The following is a 24803-nucleotide window of genomic DNA, read 5'->3' as shown; positions in this document are numbered from 1 at the left end:
AAAATAAAAAGGTAACGGAAAAATTTCCGCTACCCAATGTTTTTATTTATTATTAGAAGGAAGTTTAAAGGTTTCTACTTCTTTTAATAGATCCTCTACGATATGTTCTAAAGCTTCTGCTGTTGCTGCAATTTCCTCCATAGAACTTAATTGTTGTTCCGTGGCTGTAGAAACACTTTCTATTTCACGTTTAGAGGAATTTGATATATCCTCTACAACCATCATATCTGATACTACTTTTTCACTATTTTGCGCAATTTGGTGAGCACTTTCCACAACATTTTGAAGCTGATCTGTTATTTGTTCAATTAATGTTTTAATTTCCATGAAGTTCTTTTCAGTTTGAGCAAACATGTCTAAACCTTTCGTAACTTCTAGTCGACTTGAATTCATGGATTCTACTGATTTAGATGACTCTCTTTGAATAGCTGTGATGATCTCTTGTACTTGGTTAGAAGAATTGTTTGTTTGCTCTGCTAACTTACGCACTTCTTCAGCAACTACTGCAAATCCTTTGCCATGTTCTCCAGCTCGAGCTGCTTCAATCGCCGCATTAAGGGCTAATAAATTCGTTTGTTCTGAGATTGATGTAATAACGGTTACAATCTCATTAATTTCATTAGCATAATTATTTACAGTACCAATATCGTTCGAAAGCATGTTGAATGTCCCTTCGATTGTTTGCATTTGTTGTTGTGTAGAGGTAACAATTTCATGTCCAACGTCTATTTTAGATTCAGCTTCTTCTGCTTTTAGTGTAACCGTATTCGTATTTTGATATATTTTTTGAATGTCTTCTGATACAACCTTTAAAGAGGCAAAGCTTTGTTTTAGTTTTTCAGTTTGATTTTCTAACCCTTTGTGTACTAAGCCCATAGCAGACGCGATTTGTTCTGACGATTTCGCACTGTCATCGATTGTTGCACTTAGCTCTTCAGAAGATGATAGAATTACTTCAGACTTATTATGGATATGTGAAATAATAGAGGCTAGCATCGTCGACATTTTATTAAATGATTTTCCGAGAATACCTATCTCATCTCTTTTAGATATATCTACTTTCGTACGCAAATCTCCCGCGCTCATTTCAACTGAGGCAGCCGTTATAGTTTTTAGAGGTTTCGTTATAGAGCGTATTATCACGATCAGATAAACACTAAGTAAAATTAGTGAACCGATTACAACAGATACCGTAGAATAAAGAATTGGTTTTGTTGCATCGGTAACTTCACTTGTAAACATCGTGCCCCCAATTTTCCATCCTGTTAATTCGTTTGTCTGAACAAACATTTGTTTCTCTTTGCCTTCAAACATGTAGCCGAATGATTTTGCATCAGATTCTATCATTCGCTTAGCCCAATCCTCTTGTGATACATCTAATCCTAATTCTAAAGTTGGGTGGGCAATGATGACTTGACTTGGAGACATTAAAAATGGATAACCGGTATGTCCTACTTTAATTGAATTAATAATTTCAAATAAGTTATCCATACTTAAATTTATTGCATAAACAGCATCTGCATTTTCAAGTTTTTTAGAAACGGTCACTACCCAATCACCTGTTGAAGCTGCCTCATGTGGGTCAGAAATAACTACTTGACCTGCTTTTTCATTTGCTTGTAAATACCATTCACGGGTAGTTGGATCAAAATCAGGATTATCCATTAGGCCTAAATCTGGATATTGAATCATTTCACCCTTTGAAGTTCCAATAAAAGTAGAAACAATACCTTCACTTGTTTCAAAATAATTTTTAAATATCGTTAAAGTATTTTCCCAATTTTCCCTTTGTAAATCTTTTGGAGTAAGCTGACCAGAAAAATAATCAACACTCTTTACAATCGGTTCGAAATGTTTATTTATAAAACCATCGATGGTGACTACACTTTGGTTGGCACTACTATGTATTTGATTTTCAAGTTCTTCTTTAGAGGCAATAAAGGATGTTGAAGCAATTAATAAACTTGGTAATAGTAATGCAAGTAAAAAGGCAAACCCTAACTTTCCGTTAATAGATGTTTTTACAATACGTTTTCGCTTATTTTCCATCATACGCAGCTACAAATCTCAAGACTCTATAATGCAACCTGAGATTGTAACCTTTCACCTCTCTTTTAATGTAGTGGGGTGTAAAAGTGTGTACTCAAAGTAGTTTTACTAAATATTCCATTTCTACTTAATAATAGTATAATAGATATTTACTCAGAAATGTGGTGATTTTTTTACAATTGTATGGAAATTTCTCGCTCATGTATATGTAATAAAATAACACAGGTTTTTTCACAAAATAAAAACATCTTTTTATCGCAACAATGTGACAAATCGATGTTTCATTAAGGTAATTCATTTTGTGCAAGTTTTCTTGTTTAAATGGTAGTTATTTGGTATTTGTAAAACCACCATCAATTCGAATAACTTCAAATCCACTACCAGCCCCCGTAATAATTGCAACTTTTCTCAATTGTTAGCCTCCTTTTAGCAATAAAATTCCACTTCGTTAGTATCGCCTTATTCTCAAAAATTTATTATTTTGGGTAGTTCATCCTCACAATTCCTTTAACTGCATAATATACCTTCTTATGTATCAAAATGAATAAGAATTGGTTTAAATTCATAGCACAATCGCTACAGGGAATTTCTATATGAGGAGTGTTTACACATGAAGATTAAAGCAGCAGTTACACCAGGACAAGGCCAAGATTTTGTAATTGAAGAAGTAGAATTAGCAACACCTAAATCTAATGAAGTACTAGTAAAAATCGTTGCATCAGGGGTTTGTCATACAGATGCTGTTGCTCGTGATGCAGCAATTGCCCCTCTACCAGCAGTACTTGGACACGAAGGCGCAGGTATAATTGAAGAAGTTGGTGAAGGTGTTACTCGATTAGCTAAGGGAGATCACGTTGTATTGTCGTTCGCACATTGTGGTCATTGTGATCATTGTTTAACAGGCCATCCAACTGTTTGTGAAACATTTAATGATTTAAACTTCGGTGGCACACATGACGACTACACACACCGTTTATCAAAAGATGGGCAACCTCTTTCAACTTTCTTTGGTCAATCTTCATTCGGAACATACGCTATTGCTCATGAGCGCAATGTTGTGAGAGTAGATAAAGATGTAGATTTAGCATTACTCGGTCCTTTAGGTTGTGGGATTCAAACTGGAGCTGGTACTGTTTTAAATAAAATTAAACCACCATTCGGCTCAACAATTGCTATTTATGGTGCAGGTGCCGTCGGGTTAAGCGCTATTATGGCTGCAAAAATTGTAGGTTGTAAAACAATTATTGCCGTTGATGTACACGATTCTCGCTTAGAACTAGCAAAAGAGCTTGGAGCTACACATGCCTTTAACGGAACAAAAGTAGATGTTGTAAAGGAAATCAAAGAAATTACCAATGGCGGTACTAATTACGCAGTCGATACAACTGGGGTACCCCCAGTAGTTCGTCAAAGTTTGAAAGCATTACGACCATTAGGCATTGCGGCAATTGTTGGTGTTACACCGGAAATGAGTATTGACGTGCATAACGATATTATGGCTGAAGGTAAAACAATGATGGGGGTAATTGAAGGGGATGCCGTTCCAAATGTCTTTATACCTCAACTAATTGAATATTACAAAGCTGGTCAATTTCCATTTGATAAGTTAGTAAGATTCTATGAATTCAATCAAATTAATGAAGCCTTTGAAGCATCAAAAAATGGTGAAGCAATAAAACCTATCTTACGAATCCAATAATTCTTGCTTTTCAAATATAAGATCAGGCGTAATTCCGCTATGAAATTACGCCTTCATACTATAATTATTTATCTAATTTCACTCTTTGCAAACGCAATGCATTTAACACCACTGAAACAGAACTAAACGCCATCGCTGCACCAGCTACCCAAGGTGCAAGGAGACCAATCGCAGCAATTGGAATTCCTAGTGTATTGTAAGCAAAAGCCCAGAATAAGTTTTGTTTAATATTACGCATCGTTTTACGACTCATTAAGATCGCATCTGCAATACTATTTAAGTCACCTCGAATTAATGTAATATCCGCAGCCTCCATTGCAACATCCGTACCTGTACCAATTGCCATCCCAATATCAGCTGTCGCTAATGCTGGTGCGTCATTTATCCCATCGCCGACCATTGCTACCTTTTTACCCTGTTGTTGAAGTTTTTTCACTTCCTCTGCTTTACCTTCAGGAAGAACCTCGGCAATTACTGCGTCTACCCCAACCTCTTTACCAATGGCTTGAGCTGTGCGTTCATTATCACCTGTCATCATGATTACCTTAATGCCCATTTCTTGTAATCGGTGAACTGCTTCTTTTGAGGTATCTTTAATTGTGTCTGCTACGGCAACTAGACCTGCATAGTGCCCATTGATTCCAGCTAGCATCGCTGTTTTTCCATCGCGCTCTAATTCCTCCATCAAAGGAAGAACATTTCGTATATCGATTCCGTATTGTTGCATAAGTTTACGTGTACCTATAACTACTCCTTGACCTGAAATCGTTGCTTGCACACCGAAACCTGGAATTGCCTCGAAATATTGAATAGTTCCAAGTTCGATTCCTTTTTCTTGAATACCTTGAACAATCGCTTGTGCTAATGGATGCTCGGATTGTTTTTCTGCTGCACCAATTAAGGATAAAAATCTCTCTTCATCTTGGCCATCTGCTACATAAACATCCGTTAATACAGGTTTACCGTGTGTAACAGTTCCTGTTTTATCAACTACTACCGTGTCAATACTCTGAGTTTGTTCTAAATGCTCGCCGCCTTTGAACAGAATACCAAATTCTGCTGAGCGACCTGAACCTGCCATGATCGACGTTGGTGTTGCTAAACCAAGTGCACATGGACAAGCAATAACTAAAACCGCGATTAACACTTCAAGTGCAGGTGTAAATTCACCCGGTTGAACCCAAATAATCCATACTAGGAAAGTAAGAAGGGCAATTCCTATTACAATCGGTACAAATATTCCTGAAATTTGGTCCGCCATACGTTGAATTGGTGCTTTCGATCCTTGTGCATCTTCTACAACTTTAATAATTTGGGCTAGAGCTGTATCACGACCAACTTTTGTTGCTTTCATTTTAATGAAACCATTCTTATTGATTGTAGATCCATATAGTACGTCACCAGCACTTTTATCCACTGGTAAACTTTCCCCTGTTAACATGGATTCATCTACAGCTGTTGTTCCTTCTAATACTTCCCCATCAACTGGAATCTTTTCACCTGGTTTCACTAAAATCGTATCACCAATGGCAACTTCCTCCAGAGGTACTTCCTTTTCAACTCCATCACGAACAACGATAGCTGTTTTCGCTTGAAGCCCCATTAATTTTTTAATTGCTTCAGAGGAACGACCTTTTGCTTTTGCTTCAAACAATTTTCCTAAAAGAATTAGCGTAATTAAAACCGCACTTGTTTCAAAATACAGATGTGGTGCATGGTGGGATCCTACAGTGACAATCGCTTGATAAACACTGTAAAAATATGCTGCAGATGTACCCATAACAACTAGCACATCCATATTAGCACTACCATTACGAAGAGATTTATAAGCACCTACATAAAACTGTTTCCCAATGATAAATTGTACCGGTGTTGCCAAAATTAATTGTACCCAAGGATTCATCAAGAAATCTGGTACATATAAGAACGATGTAAAAGCAAAGTGACCTACCATCGTCCATAGTAAAGGGAACGATAAAATAGCTGAAATAATAAACTTACGTTGTTGATCTTTAATGTGCTTTTCACGATAATCAACCTGTTCTTTATTTTCTTGCTTTTGATGTGCACCGTAGCCAAGCTTTTCGACCTTCGCAATTATGTCTGCAATAGTTACTTCGGAAGGATTAAATTCAATTGTTGCTTTTTCAAGGGCTAAATTAACACTTGCACTTGCAACACCACCCATTTTATTTAGTCCTTTTTCTATCCGTGTTGCACAAGCTGCACAAGTCATTCCTGTAATATCAAACTCCGCTTTTTGTTTCACTACACCGTATCCTAGAGCTTCAATTTTCTTTTCAAAGTCAACTTCACTCAATTTTGTCGGGTCATATTTAATAGTTGACTTCTCAAGGGCTAAATTAACAGAAGCCTGTTCAACACCTTCCATCTTATTTAACCCTTTTTCAATCCGTGTTGCACAGGCTGCACAAGTCATCCCTGTAATTTGTATTGTTGCTTCTTTTACATTACTTGCCTCTGTACTCATGATCTTTCCCACCTTTCTTATACCTGTTAGGGGTATATATTTTCGAAAATGAGAGAGTGCTTTAAAAGCACCCTTAAACTACATCATAGCCTTGTTCTTCAATGGTTTCCTTAATCTTCTCAATTGATACTGTTGATTCGTTAAATGAAACATCAACTTGAGCAGAACCTAAATTTACTTTTACTTCGCTTACACCTTCTAATTTACCAACGCTACCTTCAACAGCATTGACACAATGCCCACATGACATACCTTGAACGTTTAAAGTTACATTTTGCATATTTTTTCTCTCCTTTAAAAGAATTTATTACATACACTACAGGGGTATATAGAAGTTAAAAAAATTATTTCTTCATTAACTTTTGAATTGTTACGATTAATTCGTCGATTACTTCATTATCACCTTCAGAAAGGCGATCTACTACACATCCCTTAAGATGACCTTCTAAAAGAATTTTGGCTACACTATTTAATGCAGATTGTGTGGCAGAAAGTTGCGTAATGACATCATCACAGTATTCGTCCCTGTCAATCATTCCTTTGATGCCACGAATTTGACCTTCAATACGGTTTAGACGAGTTGTTAGATCTTTTTTTACACGTTCAGGATGATGACTTTTCCTACATGTATCATTTTCTGTACGGCATTCTACTTCCTTCACTGGCTCTTCCATTCGCATAACCTCCTTGCTTAATTACAATTTAACATACCTGTATAGGGTATGTAAAGTGGAAAGTTAATTTTTTTTTCGTATTTTAATTAGAAACTGGAGTTGAACCATATTATTATCTCCATTATCTTATTTTATACTTTTGCTCAGACTTCAAATAAATTAAAAAAACCTATTCATTCACCACATGAATAGGCACAAATAAATTTTTATAAGAAGAGCCCACCAATCACAAGTCCTCCCATTATGACAAAGGCTGGGTGAATCTTTATCTTTTCTAGGGCAAAGTAAGAACATACAATTAAAAGAATCGTTGCGATTAGCCCTATTGCATGATATGAAGTGTTAAAAAAATCTAGAGTCATATCTGCTAAAAGAATCGCAATTGCTGGTAATACAAAGCTTGATAGTCTTTTTACACGCTTGGAATTTCGATAGCGGTATAAAATATTTAATAAAATTATCATTGCAACTAATGAAGGTCCTACAGTTGCAAATAAAGCAATAAGTGCGCCGGGTATGCCTGCTACTTCATAACCAATATATCCTGCCATTTTTGTTGCAATTGGTCCAGGCAGTGCATTTCCTAAGGCAAGCACTTCACTGAATTCACTAGTTGTCATCCAGCCATAGTTTTCGACGACTTCATGCTCGATTAGCGGAATAGAAGAAGGACCTCCGCCATAGCCTAGAATTCCTGGATAAAAGAAAGCTAAAAAAATATGAAAGTAGATCATTTCCCTTCACCGTCCTCTCTCTTTTTAAGTGGAAGGAACAGTGCAAGTAACAACAGTGTAGCAATAATTATACCCGGATGTAATCTTAATAATACCATGCCAATAAAGGAACCTACTAATATGATAGTGCCCACTTTCCAACCAAGGGACGTTTTTGATTTTTTTAAGAAATCCCAAGTTAATACACCAAGCATGACAGCTACAACAGGAACTACACCATTTGTCATCCCTTTAACAAAGTCAAAATTCCGAAACTCCTTTAAAGAAACTAACAGTATCACCATTAATAAGACAGTAGGTAAAATCGTTGCAATTAGAGCTGTTATCATCCCTAACCAGCCACCAACACGATAACCAATATACCCCGCCATCTTTGTCGCAATTGGCCCGGGCAAAGTGTTTCCAATTGATAATACATCTGAAAATTCTTCATCATTCATCATTTTAAATGTTTCCACCACCTCTTTATGAACAAGTGGAATTGTTGAAGGTCCCCCTCCAAATCCAAGAATCCCTGATCTAAAGAACGCGATAAAAATATCTTTTTGTTTTGAAAATCTTTCTTTCTCTGAGAACGGGATTATCTCTTTTTTAGTAACCAATCGCCATTCCATCTCCTCTTGGGTCTGCTCCTCCGTATTTCACGTTTGTCTGTTCGTCAATAAAGATTGCACCAGCATGCCCCATAATGTCTGTAAACTCCTCTAACACCTCTAGTTCGTGCCCCAAACTCTTTAATTCGTTACAAACCTCTTGTGAAATTCGATTTTCCACCTTCAAACTATTTGACGCAGCCCCCCAAGTTCGACCGTATAGCCATCTTGGTGCTTCAATTGCTTCTTGCACATTCATTCTATAATCTACAATTCGTGTTACTAATGCAGCTTGAGTTTGTGGCTGCCCCTCCCCGCCCATTGTTCCATAAACGAGTGCTGGCTTACCATCTTTTAATAACATCGCCGGATTTAGCGTATGGAATGTGCGTTTGCGTGGTGCTAAAGCATTAACATGATTTTCATCGAGTGAGAAGTAGCTGCCCCTATTTTGTAATATAATTCCCGTATCTTTTGGAATGAAACCTGAACCAAACTCATGATAAATGCTTTGAATCATAGACACAGCATTGCCGTATTCATCCACAATACCAAACCAAACTGTGTCGCCCTTTGCATCAAGGAGTTGCAACTCTTTCGCTCTTTCGCTATCTTTAATCTTTTCCGCTAATTCTAACCCGTGTTGTGGACTTAATAGTTCTTTAACTGGTATATTTACAAATTCCGGATCTGTCAAATAGCGATCACGGTCGTTGAAAGCATGTTTTATTGCCTCAACCAGCACGTGGTAATAAGTTGAAGATCCTTCTTCAATTTCATTCATCTCAATATGATTTAAAATATTTAAAATCGATAATGAAGCCATGCCTTGAGTGTTTGGTGGTAAATTATAAGCTGTGTACTGTCGATATTTTACTGAAATTGGATTAACCCAATCGCTCGTATGTTGCTTAAAGTCATTAACAGTTAGGATTCCACCATGTTTTTGTAGGTCTTCAACCATTCTCTCTGTTAACTCACTGTTATAGAAGTAATCTGCACCATTTTCAGCAATTAAGTCCAGAGTGCGGGCAAGATCCTCTTGCTTCATGATTTCTCCAGCTTGATATGGCTTCCCATTTTTTAAGAAAACTTTATTAAATTCTTGGAATCGGCCGAGTGCTCGGAATTCTGTATCGCTTGCTTCAAGATTAACTTCTGTCCAATGAGTTTGACTAGGTGTTACAGGGAACCCATTTTTCGCGTAATCTAATGCAGACTCTAATAAACTTTTCCAAGATAAAGAGCTTTCCATTTCATTATTCCCGTAGTTAAAAGCTTGCCCCCAACCTGCTACAGCACCAGGCACCGTATTTGCAGCTATTGCCCCTCTTGATGGAATTTTTGATAAACCTTGTGATTTATAAAATTCAATAGTTGCTTTTTCCCCTGAACGACCACTTGAATTAAGTGCTTTTAATTCTTTTGTTTTCGCGTTATATATGAGCCAGAAATTATCTCCACCAATACCATTCATATGAGGATAGACTACTCCAATTGTTGAAGCTGCTGCAATTGCTGCTTCAATCGCATTTCCACCCTTCTGTAAAATTGACAACGCTGCTTGTGATGCTAAATAGTGTGGAGTTGTTACCATTCCTTTCGTTGACATGGTAGTTGCTCTATATTGTTTCCCCATGAGTAATCCCCCTTTATTTTCACATAATAGAAATTCGACAAAATTGTGTAAAAATTCTATTAATTCATATAATAGACTAATTTCCTTAAAAGTGAAGGGTATTAAGTATGAAATAAAAAAAGGTATCCATTTAGATACCTCACGTTAAAGTAAATTCTTAAGTTTGTGATTTAGTTTTCTGTAAACTACTTTCATTTCTGGTTCAGTACTTGCTTCAATTGCATCATTTAGTCCAAACCATCTGATATCACTATTTTCATCAGCCTTTATTTGTATGGGTTCATTTTCACTCGCTTGTAATAAATAGGTAACATTTAAATGGATATGTGTTGCAACATGTTTCCCCTTTTTTTCATGAGCGGGTACACCTAAAATTTCCAACGAGTAAATGTCCTCGCTTACAGGGGATATTTTAGATAATCCCGTTTCTTCTTTTGCTTCTTTCAATGCAACTTGAAGTAAATCTGCATCTCCATCAGCATGCCCACCAACCCAAGACCATGATTGATAAATATTATGATACACCATTAATACTTTGGAAAAATCGTCATTTACAAGCCATGCTGATGCAGTGAAGTGTGCAAATTCATTTTCACGAGTTAATAAGTTATCGAATGTATCCATATATCTTAATAACATTTGTTGATCTTTCGTTTCCTGTGCGTTAAATGGTGTGTACTGTTCAATTTGTTGTCTCAAATTCATTTTGTAACTCCTATGTTGTGAATTGTTTTATTATAGCCGCTACCCTCTTATGTTGAGGTTTTGTTAAATATTGTTCTCGTTCTTGTAATATGTTTAGAAATTCTTCTTTGTTAGAGTCTGTTACCGCAATCATAATACTTTCTGAATGCTGTGGGATTTCCTTAGTTCGACATGTCCTTAAGTGATCCATTAAAAACGGAAAGATTTTTTCATTGTTTTCTTTATTTATAGAAGCTAGTAAAGCCAAAGTAAGAACGCCTTTATCTACAGTGATAACTGAACCATTTTTTATTGCTAGTTTTATGGAATGCACTTGTTCCATTAAAATCTCTGGCACCTCTTTAGCGATTATTGCTAATGCTTGCATTGAACCCCAAACTAACCGGTTATTTGGGCTTTTTAATAATGTGATAAAGGTAGGTGCATATTGAGAGATTAGTTTCGGTTTCAAATTCCCTATTTCATATGCCACTTTGATACAATCTTGTTGAATCTTTTTGTTTTTGTTTGTCAGATTGTGAATAATTTCATGTATGCCTTCAATATTATTTTCTCTTACTAGTTCTTGTGCTAGCTCAATATTCGGCTCTTCATCTCTTCTATCTAATTGTGTGGCTAATCTGTTTACAATTGTCATATCTAACCCCTTAGTTTAAAATGGTTTTTCCTAACGATTCATTTACACCAGAGTATACAGTATCGATGTCTGCCATACTTTTAATTAATTTTATATCTTCAAATATAATTCTTTCATCCTTTGAATTTGAGATAATAACATCTTGGAAAATAAGGGATGAGTGGCTATTTAAAAACTGAATCAATTCAAAAATTTTATCTTTTTCCAAACTATCACCTTTTAAATACATCCGATATCCTTCATTACATTCACCATTTTCATAGAACTCTTGAAAACAGCCAAAAGATTCAAATCTCGGATCATCACTGTTTAATCCATATTCATATTGATAGCCTAACTTTCTTAGGTCATTTTCTAATTCAATAAATAACTCTTCATCTTTTGCTTTTAATGATTCATTTGATATATCCAAATCTTGATAAAGTTGTTCTTTTAATTGTCCCAATGTTTTAATTTCGTGAATTTGAGTTAATTGAACTGATTTATCATTAGAATAGTTAATATCTAGCTCGGCATAATTATCCTCAAATTTTTCCGACTCCTTATAACTATTCAATAAGTTTATAAACTCCATCAAAGGTTGTAATGTTTCTTCTTTAAAGTTGGAGATTGTAGAATTGTAACTTGTTTCAATATACAGGCCACTACTTTTCCTAAAAACTACATTTGAAATTTTTAATTTAGATAATTCGTTTTCATATTTTTTTACGAACTTTTCCCCGATAAAGAAGGCTTCCTCTTGAATTTCATAGTTATCTCCTGCTATTTTTGTTTCCCACATCCCCATTAGGTCCACTGTAAACTCTACTTTCGGGTCATCTTTGCGTTGTACTTGGTAAATGCGATCCCCCATATTGCCTTCATTAAGTGACTCTCGGTAAGTTATGTCAACTTCAAATCCATACGTTTCCATTATATGATCTTGTACTTTCCGATCGACTTCCTCTTCTGAATCACACCCTACCAAAAACAGTACAAAAAGCATAATCATTATGAATACTTTAGCTTTCATATTTATCTCCTCTTACGAATTATCTAGAAGATTCTACCATAGTCCAATAAGGTGTGGTACTCAATTTTTGTAAAATGATTTTCGATATTTATCGCAAAATAAAACATTTCTCGGGAAATACTTCTATATTTCTAGTGAAGATATCGAAATTTGTAAATGTGTTAATTTTCCCTTCTACATTGAATAAGACTTTCCATTTCTGAAATGCCTTTTTCTATAGAAACATTTGTTATTTTAATACCGTTTTCTTGGGTATCAGATATTGTAAATCGAATCCGATCATAGAGAACATTACCGTGATGTGCTCCATAATTTAATGCACTGGCTTGAATTATATGACTTCGAAGTGCACCTTCTATTCTTTCAATACTTTCGATTTTAGGACACATTATAAAATCTGCGTATTTCTCGTCAAGATGAGTATAATACCGGAAATACAATGTCTCAGAAAGTAACTCTTCTTTAGATGCTCCATAACTTTCATATTTCCATCCGACTAAGAGCCAATCATACAAATCTTGTGACATTAGTGGAATTTTCAAGTTACTTTGAGTATATAAAACCTGCCCATCAACTATTGCACATTCTGTTTTACCATTATTAGTATCGCATCTAAATAACGGTTCAATTTGTGCTATATCCCCATTTTTCATTGTTATAAACAGTTTCACAGGGGATTTATATGCTCTAATTTCCCTTCCATTGGTAGCAATTGATGTGTTAATCCAATTAATTACTTTATTAATTATTATCTCTTCATAACCATCATTTATTTGAAATGTCCGGGATTCCCCTACTAAACGTTTTACTTGAATTGAATTCACTTCACCAATGTTAAGTTTGTGCGTAACATCAGCCCTTAGGAAAAGCATTGGAGGTAAAACCAATGCACACACCAGACATAATATTACTTTTCTAAACAAACTACTGCCTCCTGTAGGTTATTTTCCCTTATTATGAGACTAAACACTGTAAGATATAAAAACGAGCACTTATCATTTCTACTGATAAGCGCCCTAAAGTTCGTATATTAATAAATTTTCTCCATTATAAAATCATAACCATTTTTTATAATAAGAAGAGATGTTACAAAAATAAAGATATAGCGAACGTATTTCGTTCCACGTCCTAATGCAAATTTCGCTCCGGCAAATGCCCCCATAACCATCGATATCCCCATAATCAAGCCATAAGAATAATTCACTGCATCAAGAAACAAAAACATAATTAGTGCTGCGAAATTACTTGTGAAATTAAGCAACTTAGCATTTCCTGAGGCTTGTATAAAATCAAATCCCATTATGATAAAAACAAAAATTATAAATGAGCCTGTACCAGGTCCTAAAAAACCGTCATAAAAGCCAATTGCAATTAGCGCACCCAGAAAAATCGCTTTGCTTTTCTTTGTCATTTCTCGTCGTTTTTCAATACTGCCCCAATCTTTCTTCATGATTGTGTAAATTAAAACAACGACTAACATGATGAAAATAAGCGGCTTAAGTAAATCAGGTGAAATAAAATTTACAGTGAATGCCCCAAGCATTGAACCAATAAATACGAGCGGCACAATTGGTCCTATTAATTTAAAGTCAATTTTTCCAGCGCGTAAAAATGTCAACATACTCGTTAAATTTCCTAATGTTGCTGCAAGCTTATTCGTGGCGATAGCTGTTGCAGGTGGTAGTCCAGCAAATAAGAGTGCAGGTAATGTAATCAATCCTCCACCACCAACGATTGAATTAATAAATGCTCCTAAAAATCCAAAAACAATTAAGATCATGACGATTGAGATATCTAAATCTCCTAACATAGGACCACTCCCTCTAGTTACTACTCGAATAGTAACTAAATTTTCGCTTTTTGTAAATAGTTCTATTAATTTTTGGTATGATAGGATTAATAAATTCGTTCTGGAGGGATTTGGAGTGAAGAATTTAATACAACAATTAAAAAATATGAATTTTAATGAATATGAAGCAAAGGCATATATCTCGCTTGTAAAGCAAGGGACGGTAACAGCTTATCAAGTGAGTAAAGATTCAGGAGTACCTCGTTCCCGCATTTATGAAATATTAGATGTTCTCGTAGAAAAAGGAATCGTGATTAAGGAAGAAATTGATGAATCAATTCAGTACTCCCCCCTACCTGTAGACGTTTTTTTACAAAAAGTTCAATCAAGTTGGATTCAAAATTTTCAAGACATTAGTGTTTCCTTAAAAGAGGTAGAAAAAATTGAAAATCTCTCAACAAACCGGGTTATGACATTGAAAGACCCTGAAATGATCATAAGCTATTGCCAAACCTTATTAAAGAAAGCAAAAAAGCGAATTATTATCTCCATGTGGGATGATATGTATGATGTATTGAAAGAAGATTTAGAAGAAGCGGCGAAACATATTGATATCAAAGGACTCACAATTCATGTGAATAACCCGGTTAGCACTATAGAAACCCATCGCCCAACTCAATTTACAGAAGCTCTAACTAGTGAACATTGGTTTATTTTATCAATTGATGCACAAGAAATGATTTATGGACCTTCTTTAGAAGCACGAAACTTAGCCTTTTACACAAATGATCCCGTTCATATTTATTTACTTGAAGATTATATATGGCATGATGTGTTAGTTAATCGGATTGTAAAAGGTAGTAATGAAGATTTAGATCGATGGATTGCAATAGAAAGAGAAAAGTTTTTTGAAAAATAGGAGGACTAACTGTGGATTTTCTAACAATTTTATCTTTTTTAGGTGCAGCAATCGTTCTTACTATCATGCCGGGCCCAGATAACTTGTTTACCTTGGCGCAAAGTATTGCTAAAGGAAAGAGCGCAGGTATTTATACTACATTGGGTCTTTGTACAGGATTATTAGGGCATATTACAGCTGCCACAATCGGAATTACAGCCATTATTTATCAATCAGCTTTTGCCTTTACAGTCGTTAAATATGTTGGAGCAGCATACTTGTTATACCTAGCATTTAAGTCCTTTAGAGAAAAGAGTTCAAGTTTTAGCCTTAATAGCGAAGATCTTTTAGATTACAAATCTCTATACAAAAAAGGCGTTATTATGAATCTACTAAACCCAAAAGTTTCTTTGTTTTTTCTAGCATTTTTCCCGCAATTTATTAACTATGAAAATGGTAATGTATCCTTTCAAATGCTTGTCTATGGAATTTTATTTTTAGTGCAAACTTTGGTCATATTCACATTCATCAGTATCTTTGCTGGACAGGTTGGTAATTACCTACGCAAAAGTACTACATTGTCTAAAAAAATTAATATTATTCAAGGATGTCTGTTTACTGTTATCGGGTTAAAAATTGCTTTTAGCCAAAAATAAAAGAGTAGTTTCATGCTACTCTTTTCTATAAACCAAAATGCTTTTTCAATAAATCTTTAAAAGCGGGATCATCAATTTCCACTTTTGTCAGGGTTCCATTATGCCACTCTGTAAATGAAGAATTCGTTAAGGTGATATTTCCATCTGGAGTAAGCCGTGTAATTAAAGGATTTTTGTTAAAAGACGATTTTGGGTGCTCTGCGATAATCGTTTGAATTTCATTAAACTGAGATACATCATTTATCAGCTCCCTAGAATCAAAGGCATATCCTATTTTCCAATCTGTATCCTTATGTTTCAATTTCATTTCCAAACAATAGTCCCCGTGTTCACTATCTACTTTTTTGATTCGAAATTTCCCATTATTAGAAGTTACCGTTTCCCCGGATAGAGGCACAGGTTTTAATGGCAAATTCCCTCCAAAGCCGGTATCGACTAGGAATGTTTGTTTTTCGTGTGTTAAAAGAATCGTTACATGAGTTCTTCCAAGGGCTACATACTCATGATGAACATTATCGTAGACAACTCCCCTTACCAAGTGTGCATTCAAACCATTTTCGATTAAAAAGAAATACAGAATAGAGTTTAACTCATAACAAAGTCCGCCTTCATTTTTTACTAGAATCTTATTAGTCATGTTCTCTCTTGTGATGTCATTCGTTTTGTTATTAATGATACATAAGTTTTCAAAAGGGATGTTTTGCGCCGTTTGTTCAAGAATGTAATTTAAAGTTTCAAATGTAATTTCCTCATTTGCAGAAATGCCAATTCTTTTGCGAAATAATGAATTTAGATCATCCATTAGAAATCCCTCCTTTATCCAAATACTGCTTGGACTTCTTCTTCTAGTTGCTCAATTAATTGATATTCCTCTTTACGGTGTAAAACAGCTTTTACAATACTGCTGTAATACCAGTGTTGTTGTGCCTTTCCTCGATTAAATCTAGACCACACGACATCCCCTTGGCTTTCGAGTTCCTCACGAATAGAACGTAAATTATGTAGTTTATCCGCTATGATGATTTGGATTTCCTCTAAAGAAGCGCTAGCGAGGGAATGTATTGTATGTTGTTTACGTTCTTCCCATGGGAGACTTTTATCGTGTTCTGATGCCGCTTGTACAAAGTTAGCAATTTTTTCACCAAACTCCTGAACTAGTTGTTCGTAGGTTGCCTCTGTATCCTCTATTGTGTCATGTAAAATTCCAGCAGCAATTACTTCCTCTGAACAGTTCAATTGTTGTAAAAGCATACCTACTGCAAACGGGTGAGTGATATATGGAACATTTGTCGACTTTCTCATCTGTCCGTCATGAGCTTTTGCTGCAAAATTGATTGCCTTTTCAATAATTTTCATTAATTTCTCCTCACTTATTGAACTATTCTTCCTAATCAATTGTCCACTCTATTGAATTGTATTACATCATCATTCAGTTTATAAAGATCGGTAATTAGTCCAATCAGTTGTTTTTGGTCAAGTTGTTTTAATTCTTTTTCAGTTCAGTTATCGTTAATTTGCTTATCTTTATACATCCTTTTCTTAAAAGTAAAAGCTTATTCAACACCCTAAGGATATGAATAAGCTCATTTACTTTAATCTTCTTTCTTAAACAACTTTCCTGGCCAGAATGCAAAGCGACCTAATACGACCGTTATAGCCGGAACTAATAATGGACGTACGATAAATGTATCAATTAATACTCCAATTGCCGTAATAACACCAAATTGTACGAGTAGTTGAATTGGTAATGTGGCTAATACGGCAAAGGTTCCTGCTAAAATTAACCCGGCTGACGTAATTACTGAGCCAGTTTGTGTTACCCCATTTTTAACTGCATCTTTTAAGCTTTGTGTTTTTCGATTATTCCACACTTCCGAAATCATAAAGATGTTATAGTCTTCCCCAAGTGCTATTAGGAAGACAAAGGAATACAGAGGTAGAGCACTTGCTATAGACTCTGCTCCAAAGAATGTAGTTAACACTAACCATCCTAATCCTAATGCTGCAAAGAATGAAATTAGAACCGTTCCAACTAAGTAGATTGTAGCTGGTATCGAGCGCAAGTAAACAAGTAATAAAATCGCAATAATAACTACCATTACGGGTTGGATTATCGATTCATCTCGTTCCTGAACAGCCTTTTTATCTACTTGTGAACTTGTTTCCCCACCAATCCAATAACTTTCATCTGCATCGTCAACACCTGCCCCAGAAAGCATTGTTTTCATATCCTCTTTTAATATAGGGATCCAATCCATTGCCTCATTGGAATAAGGATTCACATTTAAATCTGCTTCATAAAGTTGAATGTTTGAGTCTCTTTCACTTGTTACAGGTTCATGGACTAAATCAATATATGAAAGAGACTCAATTTGTTTCGTTAAATTAATATCTTCACCTTTTGTATCCACAAGAATTTGCACTGGTGCTAGTTCACCCGGGGAGAAGTTTTCTGCAATAATTTCAAACCCTTCTCTAGAAGGCATATCTTCTGGGAATGAAGATAATAAATCATAATTGTATTTAATTTGTGTAGAAGTTAAAGCTAACCCTCCAAGAACCACCATCGTCACGATAATAACCAACCATGGTTTTTCCGTTACGAATTCACCGATTTTTGACATGATTGGATGCTTTGGCTTCGGTTCTTTATATGGTTTATTTTTCTCCTGTGCCCTTTTACGTTCCATTTCTTCCGTACGTGGCACAAACGGGAAGAATGCTACACGACCCATAAGAGCTAATATTGCAGGTAAGACAGTTAACGCTGCAATTCCCATTACAAGAATAGCAAAACTAAATGGCACTGCAAAACGTTCAAATGCTCCAAAGTTTGCTAAACCTAATGTAGCCAAGCCGATGAAAACAGTTAGCGCACTCATTAAAATAGCCCCACCTGATTCTTTCATTGCTAAGCTCAGCGCTAAATATTTATTCTCTACTTCTTGTAATTTGTCTCGATACCTCGTAATTAAGAATAAACAATAATCCGTTCCTGCACCAAATAATAATACGGTCATAATTGATGCTGCCTGCGCATCTTTATTGATCCAACCAATTTCAGCAAACCATCCTAGTAATGGACTAATAGCGCCATATGCAATACCGACTACAAGAATTGGGGTGATTGCTAAAATTGGCGAACGGTAAATGACGATTAACAATACTAAAATTAAAATGACTGTAGCAATTAACAGTTTAACGTCCGCTTGCATAAATAAATCTGTTGCATCAACAGAAATCCCTGCTGGACCTGAAAAACGAGCATGCAAAACATCATCTTCTAAATTTGTATTATATGGATTTTCACCAATTGCCTCATCAGTAATATCTTTAATTTTTGCGAGGTTTTCTTTGATAACTTCTGAATCTAATGTTTCATCAAAGAATACTGGTGTTACGATTGAAGCGCCATTTTCAGAAACATTGGTTAAAAGTGCTTCAGGTGGGAGATCACCAAATGGCGGAAGTGTCGTTTGTCCTTCTAAAGGATCACTTGCTAACTCTTTATAAACCTTCTGAATGCCTTGTATGTCACCAATTTCTAGCCCAGCTTCTTTATACCAAACCATTAGTAATGGTATCCCTGAATCTGATGGGAATTGTTCTTCTAAAATAGCATTCGCCTGTTCACTCATTACATCTTCAGGTAGGTCACTGCCACTAAAATTTTCAACACTATTTATTTGTGGAAATGACATCGATAAAATTCCGACTAATAAAATCCAAACAACGAGGGTTACCCAGCGAGAACGTTTATTCCCAACTAAATTCCCCAACTTTTCCATCAAGTGTTTTGACAATGTGCTTCCCCTTCTCTTCAGTTGTATATATAAAAAACGCAAAGACGAGTAGTGTCCTTGCGTTTAATTTTAAACTGTTTTTCAATTTATTTCCTCAAATTTACCTATTTTAAAAAAGTGAGGTACTTAAAAAAATTATTAGATATACAATAAAAAAATTATAAGGTGTATCTTTAAAATATCGATGTTAGAACGAGTATTTACACACCGCAAAAAATATATCAATATAATTAATTGAACAACTCTTTATACTTCTTTCTCTTCTTCTTCATCCAATTTTCCGAAAATCGTCACAATTTCTTTCGCTTTTTTGCGCTCTACCGCTTTAGGAAGTTCATCAAAATAACCTAATTGAAGCATTGAAATAATCCGCTCTCCAGGTTTAGCACCAATTGCTTCACGGAACGTTGGCGCATCTAAAAAATCTGGAGTTTTCCAACAGGATCCAATTCCGTAATCCCAAGCAAGAAGCTGGATATTTTGAATAAATGTACTTGCTGCTGCATAATCCTCTAATCTTTGTTTTTGGCGAACGTCTTCAGGGACAATTACAAAAACAAAAGCCCCAACAGTCGTAAACTTTTGCATTTGTTTATCTAGTGCTTCATCCGTAAGCTCTTTCCATTTAGGGATAGTTGTATCACGCAATAGTTTATATAGTTGGAAAATCTCTTTTCCACACGCTACGACTAATCGCCAAGGTTCTCTGTTTTGATGATTCGGTGCCCATACAGCATCATCAATGATTCGCATTAAATCATCTCGATCTACTGGTTGGCCGTTAAATTTTTTAATTGAACGTCTCCCGATAATTGCTTCCCTTACAGATAACGATTGTTCGTTCATTATTGTGTCTCTCCTTATCTTAAAATCTAGACGTATTGTAATGGTTATATCAATTTAACCTTAACATAAATATTTGGGATTTTAAATATTGCTTACAATTTGCAATTTTCAGTTGAAAACATCATCTATTTTAAAAAAGTAATATTTTATATTTGGGGTATAAGCATATGAATTCGAATAGTCGTAATGCCGATCTGCACTATTTACAGTATGTGCATGGATAAAGGGAACTCCATTTACAATACTCGTCACAATCGTACTATGATCGATACGTCCGTCTCCTTGAAAATCATAAAATATTACATCGCCTATTTCTAACTCAGACGGTGATTGAACTCGTTTCGCCGTTAGTCCCGTCCTTGCATTCTCTAAATACCAACGTAAGCTATTGGATACTGACCAGCTATAACTCCATGTTTCATTTGAAAAATATCCTCCTACATTGCGCCCGCTTTTCCATCCATCCGTGATCCACCATCCTCGAGCACGATTTGGATAACCTGACATTGGGGCCCCCCCTGCACGCAAACATTGAGAAATGAAGTTTGTACAATCATCTTGAAATGCAGGGTAATTCGGATTTCTCCCATTCCACCAAGTTCGAGCATACTGTACAGCCGCACTACGGTTATAATAGGTTGTAATTTTTTGACCTCCTTTATTTATCCTATGCATCTTGGATTTTTAACTTTCTACAATTTTGAAATTGAAAGAAGATTCCTATTTTAAGCAACACTGCTAATTTTTTGATACAATAAATTTAATGAAAATTCGGGTATCTAAATTTATTTATTTTAATTATTACAAATGCACATTAAACGATATATTTTACAAAGGACTATCATATTACTTCCAATAGATAGGAAACATAGAATAGATAGAATGTGAGTGAGAGGATGTTGGCTTTGACGCAGCACGCTGAAAAAGAAATAGTGAGCTTTACAATGCTTTGTGACAAAAAGGGCAATCTAAATCCTGAGGCTATTGGTTATGCTCGAAAACCAATTATTGATTGCAATTTAACTGGCCACTTTTTACGGAAAAAGAAATGGAATTACTGGTGTGTGTATGGTGAGGAAATTTTATTTTCAGTTACTGTTTGTCATTTTGATTATGCTGCTCTTTGTTCCATCTATTTTTTAGAATATGAAACGCAAAGATTTTATGAAAAGACGGTTACAATACCACTCGGAATCGGCAGCAAACTAAAAATGCCCACAAAAGTGTTGGAACCTTTATGTTTTTCAAATAATGAGATAAATCTAGACATTACACATTTTCAAAATCAAACGTTTTTAAATATATCATCAAATAACTTCGATAATGAATCGCTGCAAACAGAGCTAATTATCCAGCATCCAAAAGATGATGATACGTTAAATGTGGTTGTGCCTTGGAATCGTCAAAGTTTCCAATTCACTGCAAAACATCATACATTGCCTACAAGTGGTTTTGTGCGTATTGGAAATCGAATGTTTAATTTTAATCTTGAGGATTGTTTTACAGTTTTGGATTTCGGGCGTGGAGTTTGGCCACGAGAAGCGATATGGAACTGGGGTATGGCTTCCCAACGAATTCGTGATAAGCGAATCGGCATTAATTTTGGTGGGAAATGGACGGACGGAACCGGAATGACGGAAAACGCGGTGTTCGTTAATGGACACATGACAAAAATCCACGAAGACGTTATTTTCACTTATGACCGTTCTAGCTTAATGAAACCGTGGTACATCACTACGAAATTTACAGATCAAGTGATGTTAACGTTCCACCCATTCTTTGAGCGCGTTTCTGAAACAAATGCAAAACTGGTCAAATCAGAAATCCATCAAATGGTCGGCTACTATAGCGGTCAAATTAAACTAGATAATGGAGAAACCCTATTCATCCAACAAATGTTGGGCTGTATAGAGGAACATGTAGCGAAATGGTAATCCGGGCTTAAGTTCATGCCCGGTTTTTTATTTGTTACTTTTTTTGTTGGATTTGTTTGAGTCACGTGTTGTCATTGCAGCTATAAATATTTTTTATTAAATTTCTTTTACGGTTTGTTTCAGTGTTGTGATGAATACAGTTTTCAATAAATATTTTTTTATATTCATTAGTGTGATGATGACCGTTTTTACTAATTTCTTTTGCTGTTTTTATTTTCATCAATGTGCTGAAACAATTTTTTCCAGCGCGTTTTAACGGTGTGCCGGAGAGTAAAAGAAAATTGGGACTCTGGAGCAGAATTTCATTAACTTATATACTATTATGGAGTTTAAAATCGTAGTTCTGTAATGTACAAGTTATACACAATAATTTATAGTGGATGTAAATCGCACAGACTAAATAATCAAAAAAATTAGGAGCTTTCATCTATGAAAAATGAAAATAATAAGCAAATAAAAGACACCGAGGAAGAACGCAAAATTAAAGCACTGAAAGCAGAGATAGAACGTCTAGAAATGGAAAATGCGTATTTAAAAAAGTTGAATGCCTTAGTTCAAGAAAAGTCACGAAAAAACAGAATATGAGTTACCAGAATAAGGATGTTTTCAAGCATTACAAGAGCGAAATCTTCATCCCTATGCAAGACCAGCCATTTCGTCTAAAGCAGGAAATGGTTGGAAAGGTTTACCGACCTCGTAACTTCATAAACTCTAGCATCTTCTCCGGTTCATCCGTAAAAATCGCATCGACCCCGATATTTAAGAGCACTTCTGCATGGTCAATCTCATTTACGGTATACACGCGAACAACTGAATTCTTTTTAATAGCCTCTAGAACGGGTTTGCGAACTGCAGTTGGTAAAGCAACATGGAGTGCCTTTGTGGGAATTGTTTTTTGGTAATCCACTACATTTAATATCATATTGGCAAACAAAGCTGCGTTTTCAACATTCGGTGCAAGGCGAGCAACTCGGTTCACCGCTTCATGATCAAATGAAGAAATGATTATTTGATCCTGCATTCCAAATGTACTCACCTCTTGTAAAACTTTTTCTTCCAAACCGGCATATACAAAAATATCCGATTTCAATTCGATGTTCACCATTAGATTTGTTTTGCAAAATAAAGCCAATACTTCAGATAATGTCGGGATTTTCTCACCGGCATATTCCTCCCCAAGCCAAGAACCAAAATCAAATTTACGAAGTTGCTCTAAAGTTAGATCTTTTACAAAACCACTACCATTTGATGTGCGATCAATGGTTTCATCGTGGATTACGACTATTTGATTATCCTTTGTTAAATGTACATCCAATTCCACACCATATATCGGTAATTGAGCAGCTGCCTGAAAAGCCGCTATCGTGTTTTCAGGATATTTCGCAGAATAACCCCGGTGAGCAAAAATTTTCATACATACCTTCCTCTCATAATTATGTAAAAATTCGATCCAATTCCCTTTCGATTAAAGCACGAATTCTATCTCTCCCAATCGTGACAAAGCCCATTAAAAGATGCAATGCTATTCCGTCAATTAATGCGTGTAAATGAATAATCTCTTCTTCTAAATTGACTTCCGCTTTCAAAAGCCCTGCATCATTCAGCCTATTCATGATTAAAACAATTCCTTGATGAACAGAGTCTTCTTTTAACTCTTTTTTTCTTAGTTTGTAGGAGATGTATTCTAACCAAACTTGCATTTCAACAACTCGATTCTCTGGTGGAATGAGCTCCATTAACATGTTCAATGTAATTGTTTTCGGTGGTAGTGACTCTTTTGCATGCTCCATAATTCTGTCCGTTGCTTGTTCTTCGACTAATTGCATGGCAAACTCCAGCAACTCTTCTTGTGTATTGAAGTAATGTCGAACTGCACCTAATGAAAGATTCGCCTCCTTTGCTATTGAACGAACAGAAGCCCCACCAAGCCCATCTCTAGCTATAACATTCCACGTAGCTTTTGCAATTAACGCTTTTCTTTCTTCATGATTCACTATTTTTGGCATGACTATATTATAACTCATTTTTTAAATAGTACACTTGTATTATTTAAAATGACGTGTTATTATTTTAATACAAACGTATTAAATAAAATAAAAAGGAGTTTTAACATGATAAAATGGATTATTACTGCTGAAGTTGCATTTTGGATTGTGATTATTGCAGGACTCTTTTCTAGATATGTGTTGCAGTGGAAAAAAGTAAGCATTTTATTTTTCCTTATGACCCCATTCATCGACCTTGCACTAGTTGCTTTGACCGTTATAGATTTACGAAATGGTGCAACTGCTACTACCGCACACGGAATATCCGTCATTTATATTGGGGTATCCATAGCATACGGAAAAACAATGATTGCTTGGGCAGATGAGAAGTTCCAAACATGGTTCTTAAAGAAAGCATCTAATAAACAGACATTAACCGGCATAGCAAAAGGTATTCATGAGATGAAGATGTGGGCAAGACACGCTACTGCCTTTACAATAGGAAGCTTGCTGTTTTGGGGAATGATTACTTTTGTTGGTTCACAAGGGATTGAAGCTTTAACTGGTGTTTGGAGAGTATGGGGTTTAGTGTTATTAATTGATGGTGTCATCAGCTTATCTTACATTATCTTTCCAAAAAAAGTGACATCGTAGTTAAA

25 protein-coding genes are annotated in these 24803 nt (G+C 35.5%); 6 read left to right on the top strand and 19 right to left on the bottom strand.

The features are described 5' to 3' along the window. Positions 1 to 42 precede the first annotated feature (42 nt). Positions 43 to 2052: a methyl-accepting chemotaxis protein gene (locus CRO00_RS10420; RefSeq protein WP_097073610.1), complete on the bottom strand. Its 2010-nt coding sequence runs from the start codon at positions 2050 to 2052 to the stop codon at positions 43 to 45. A 607-nt stretch (positions 2053 to 2659) separates the two neighbouring features. On the opposite strand from CRO00_RS10420, the gene CRO00_RS10415 reads away from it, so the two are divergent. Further along, on the top strand, positions 2660 to 3748 hold the full coding sequence (locus CRO00_RS10415; RefSeq protein WP_097073609.1) for an NAD(P)-dependent alcohol dehydrogenase: 1089 nt from the start codon (positions 2660 to 2662) through the stop codon (positions 3746 to 3748). A gap of 64 nt (positions 3749 to 3812) precedes the next feature. Here CRO00_RS10415 and CRO00_RS10410 read toward each other — a convergent pair whose 3' ends face one another. The 11 genes from CRO00_RS10410 to CRO00_RS10360 form a co-directional block, all read right to left on the bottom strand. After that, complete coding sequence (locus tag CRO00_RS10410; protein ID WP_097073608.1) at positions 3813 to 6239, bottom strand: heavy metal translocating P-type ATPase; 2427 nt, start codon at positions 6237 to 6239, stop codon at positions 3813 to 3815. A gap of 73 nt (positions 6240 to 6312) precedes the next feature. Further along, the gene (gene copZ, locus CRO00_RS10405) at positions 6313 to 6519 is read right to left on the bottom strand and encodes a copper chaperone CopZ (protein WP_097073607.1); all 207 of its coding nucleotides are present in this window, start codon (positions 6517 to 6519) and stop codon (positions 6313 to 6315) included. A 64-nt stretch (positions 6520 to 6583) separates the two neighbouring features. Continuing rightward, entirely contained in the window at positions 6584 to 6913 is a 330-nt protein-coding gene (locus CRO00_RS10400) for a metal-sensitive transcriptional regulator (RefSeq protein ID WP_097073606.1), read from the bottom strand. Between the two features lie 206 nt (positions 6914 to 7119). Then, the gene (locus CRO00_RS10395; RefSeq protein WP_097073605.1) at positions 7120 to 7647 is read right to left on the bottom strand and encodes a chromate transporter; all 528 of its coding nucleotides are present in this window, start codon (positions 7645 to 7647) and stop codon (positions 7120 to 7122) included. Then, on the bottom strand, positions 7644 to 8249 hold the full coding sequence (locus tag CRO00_RS10390; protein WP_419865877.1) for a chromate transporter: 606 nt from the start codon (positions 8247 to 8249) through the stop codon (positions 7644 to 7646). Before CRO00_RS10390 ends, CRO00_RS10395 begins: the two co-directional genes overlap by 4 nt. Beyond that, on the bottom strand, positions 8239 to 9879 hold the full coding sequence (ggt, locus tag CRO00_RS10385; RefSeq protein ID WP_097073603.1) for a gamma-glutamyltransferase: 1641 nt from the start codon (positions 9877 to 9879) through the stop codon (positions 8239 to 8241). Before ggt ends, CRO00_RS10390 begins: the two co-directional genes overlap by 11 nt. A gap of 144 nt (positions 9880 to 10023) precedes the next feature. After that, entirely contained in the window at positions 10024 to 10584 is a 561-nt protein-coding gene (locus tag CRO00_RS10380; protein WP_097073602.1) for an NUDIX hydrolase, read from the bottom strand. A gap of 10 nt (positions 10585 to 10594) precedes the next feature. Beyond that, positions 10595 to 11221, bottom strand: coding sequence for a hypothetical protein (locus tag CRO00_RS10375; RefSeq protein ID WP_097073601.1), 627 nt, complete (start codon positions 11219 to 11221; stop codon positions 10595 to 10597). A 10-nt stretch (positions 11222 to 11231) separates the two neighbouring features. Beyond that, complete coding sequence (locus CRO00_RS10370) at positions 11232 to 12233, bottom strand: hypothetical protein (protein ID WP_097073600.1); 1002 nt, start codon at positions 12231 to 12233, stop codon at positions 11232 to 11234. A 161-nt stretch (positions 12234 to 12394) separates the two neighbouring features. Next, entirely contained in the window at positions 12395 to 13156 is a 762-nt protein-coding gene (locus CRO00_RS10365) for a hypothetical protein (RefSeq protein ID WP_097073599.1), read from the bottom strand. A gap of 107 nt (positions 13157 to 13263) precedes the next feature. Further along, positions 13264 to 14043, bottom strand: a complete 780-nt coding sequence (locus CRO00_RS10360) for a TSUP family transporter (protein WP_097073598.1) — start codon at positions 14041 to 14043, stop codon at positions 13264 to 13266. Positions 14044 to 14188: 145 nt separating this feature from the next. On the opposite strand from CRO00_RS10360, the gene CRO00_RS10355 reads away from it, so the two are divergent. Both CRO00_RS10355 and CRO00_RS10350 read left to right on the top strand, forming a co-directional pair. Then, on the top strand, positions 14189 to 14941 hold the full coding sequence (locus CRO00_RS10355) for a TrmB family transcriptional regulator (RefSeq protein ID WP_097073738.1): 753 nt from the start codon (positions 14189 to 14191) through the stop codon (positions 14939 to 14941). Positions 14942 to 14952: 11 nt separating this feature from the next. After that, a complete protein-coding gene (locus CRO00_RS10350; protein WP_097073597.1) occupies positions 14953 to 15576 on the top strand; it encodes a LysE family translocator in 624 nt (207 codons plus the stop codon). A gap of 25 nt (positions 15577 to 15601) precedes the next feature. On the opposite strand, the gene CRO00_RS10345 is transcribed toward CRO00_RS10350, so the two are convergent. From CRO00_RS10345 to CRO00_RS10325, 5 genes are all read right to left on the bottom strand, one after another. Continuing rightward, positions 15602 to 16378: an arylamine N-acetyltransferase family protein gene (locus CRO00_RS10345; protein ID WP_097073596.1), complete on the bottom strand. Its 777-nt coding sequence runs from the start codon at positions 16376 to 16378 to the stop codon at positions 15602 to 15604. A gap of 14 nt (positions 16379 to 16392) precedes the next feature. After that, positions 16393 to 16932: an HD domain-containing protein gene (locus tag CRO00_RS10340; protein WP_097073595.1), complete on the bottom strand. Its 540-nt coding sequence runs from the start codon at positions 16930 to 16932 to the stop codon at positions 16393 to 16395. 236 nt (positions 16933 to 17168) lie between these two features. Next, positions 17169 to 19379, bottom strand: a complete 2211-nt coding sequence (locus tag CRO00_RS10335; RefSeq protein ID WP_097073594.1) for an MMPL family transporter — start codon at positions 19377 to 19379, stop codon at positions 17169 to 17171. A gap of 246 nt (positions 19380 to 19625) precedes the next feature. Continuing rightward, positions 19626 to 20225: a nitroreductase family protein gene (locus tag CRO00_RS10330; RefSeq protein WP_097073593.1), complete on the bottom strand. Its 600-nt coding sequence runs from the start codon at positions 20223 to 20225 to the stop codon at positions 19626 to 19628. Positions 20226 to 20333: 108 nt separating this feature from the next. Then, on the bottom strand, positions 20334 to 20900 hold the full coding sequence (locus CRO00_RS10325) for an amidase domain-containing protein (RefSeq protein ID WP_237658381.1): 567 nt from the start codon (positions 20898 to 20900) through the stop codon (positions 20334 to 20336). Positions 20901 to 21130: 230 nt separating this feature from the next. Between CRO00_RS10325 and CRO00_RS10320 the strand changes: the two genes are divergently transcribed. Both CRO00_RS10320 and CRO00_RS20305 read left to right on the top strand, forming a co-directional pair. Then, a complete protein-coding gene (locus CRO00_RS10320) occupies positions 21131 to 22159 on the top strand; it encodes a DUF2804 domain-containing protein (protein WP_097073592.1) in 1029 nt (342 codons plus the stop codon). Between the two features lie 429 nt (positions 22160 to 22588). Further along, entirely contained in the window at positions 22589 to 22744 is a 156-nt protein-coding gene (locus tag CRO00_RS20305; protein ID WP_097073591.1) for a transposase, read from the top strand. Between the two features lie 100 nt (positions 22745 to 22844). Here the strand turns inward: CRO00_RS20305 and CRO00_RS10310 are convergent, their stop codons facing one another. Beyond that, positions 22845 to 23573: a glycerophosphodiester phosphodiesterase gene (locus CRO00_RS10310; RefSeq protein WP_097073590.1), complete on the bottom strand. Its 729-nt coding sequence runs from the start codon at positions 23571 to 23573 to the stop codon at positions 22845 to 22847. A gap of 19 nt (positions 23574 to 23592) precedes the next feature. Then, a complete protein-coding gene (locus tag CRO00_RS10305; protein WP_097073589.1) occupies positions 23593 to 24183 on the bottom strand; it encodes a TetR/AcrR family transcriptional regulator in 591 nt (196 codons plus the stop codon). An 87-nt stretch (positions 24184 to 24270) separates the two neighbouring features. Between CRO00_RS10305 and CRO00_RS10300 the strand changes: the two genes are divergently transcribed. Next, positions 24271 to 24798, top strand: coding sequence for a hypothetical protein (locus tag CRO00_RS10300; protein WP_097073588.1), 528 nt, complete (start codon positions 24271 to 24273; stop codon positions 24796 to 24798). Positions 24799 to 24803 lie beyond the last annotated feature (5 nt).

Source organism: Ureibacillus xyleni (assembly GCF_900217795.1).
In the GTDB taxonomy this organism is placed as follows: domain Bacteria; phylum Bacillota; class Bacilli; order Bacillales_A; family Planococcaceae; genus Ureibacillus; species Ureibacillus xyleni.
This window is presented reverse-complemented; position numbering and strand designations above follow the sequence as displayed.